This is a genomic window from Streptomyces sp. SID14478, from assembly GCF_010548525.1.
GTDB lineage: Bacteria > Actinomycetota > Actinomycetes > Streptomycetales > Streptomycetaceae > Streptomyces.
This window is the reverse complement of record NZ_JAAGMG010001092.1, coordinates 1-1,044: the sequence shown is the minus strand read 5'-3', so window position 1 is coordinate 1,044 and position 1,044 is coordinate 1. Positions and strand designations below refer to the sequence as shown.

Below are 1,044 nucleotides of genomic sequence, written 5' to 3'. Positions count from 1 at the left end.
TGGCCGCCGCGCTGCTTCTCGCGGCCCTCGCACCCTGGCTGATGCGGGCCTTCGGGGCGCCGCCCGACGTGGCGGCCGAGGGCGCGGTGTTCCTGCGCTGCATCGGCCCCTACCTGGTGCTGATGGGCGGATTCATCGCGCTCGGCGGAGTTTTCGAGGGGAGTGGGGGCGCGGCGCGGGTGCTGGGGGTGACGTCGGGCGGCACCGTGCTTCAACTGGGCTGCGCCTTCTGGCTGTCAGGCGTCTGGGGGCTGCCCGGGGTGTGTCTGGCGCTGGGGCTCGCCATGGCCGTGCAGTGCGGCTGCCTGGTCGTCATGGCGTGCCGCGCGGCGCTTCAGGAGGCGGGCACCGAGTGGTCGCGGGCGGCCTGAGCGGGGACCGGGGTGCGGGCCGCGCGGCGCGGTTCGGTCACCGTCGCGCGCCACAGGCGGTGGCAGGCGGTCAGGGACGCGGCGACCAGCAGGCCGTTGCGGGCCAGGAGGAGGGCGAGGCCGAGGGAGTCGCTGGCGACCACGTGCGAGAACCAGATGGGGAACTCCAGGAACGTCACGAACGTCGCCGCGAGCACCAGCCCCACCGGAAGCGTCATCCGCGTGTCGTGGAACAGCAGGCACACGGCCGCGAGGCCGACCAGCCACAGCATGTACTGCGGGCTGATCACCCGGCTCGTCGTCGTGAACAGGAGCACCGCCGTCAGCGCGGCGTCGGCGAGCGTGCCGGACCCCCAGGCGCGCGCCCTGAACCGCCACAGCACCAGCCAGCCGAAGGCCAGCGCGGTCAGCCCCTGCGCGAGGGCGCTGACCACGTCCACGTACGGACCGAGGAACTCGACCGAGCCGTAGTTCAGCTGCACCGTGCCCGACCAGCCGAACTGCCGCGCCACATGGAAGACGAGCGCGCCCAGCGACTCGACCTCCGTGCCCCGGTCCTTCTGGAAGGCCAGGAAGGCGAAGGAGCCCGGCATCGCGAGGACGAAGGCGAGCGCGAGGCCGCCCGCCGTCAGCGCCGCGGCGCCCCACGCCTCCCGCGTGGCCCGGCCGCGGC

At 74.2% G+C, this 1,044-nt stretch carries 1 protein-coding gene and 1 pseudogene; one reads left to right on the top strand and one right to left on the bottom strand.

The window, feature by feature from the left end:
• Positions 1 to 371: MATE family efflux transporter (locus G3I40_RS35460; protein ID WP_275410282.1), on the top strand; the 371-nt coding region annotated here is incomplete at its 5' end.
• Here G3I40_RS35460 and G3I40_RS35455 read toward each other — a convergent pair.
• A pseudogene (locus G3I40_RS35455) lies at positions 335 to 1,044 on the bottom strand (hypothetical protein); the annotation flags it as partial. The gene G3I40_RS35460 and the pseudogene G3I40_RS35455 sit on opposite strands and share 37 nt — an antisense overlap.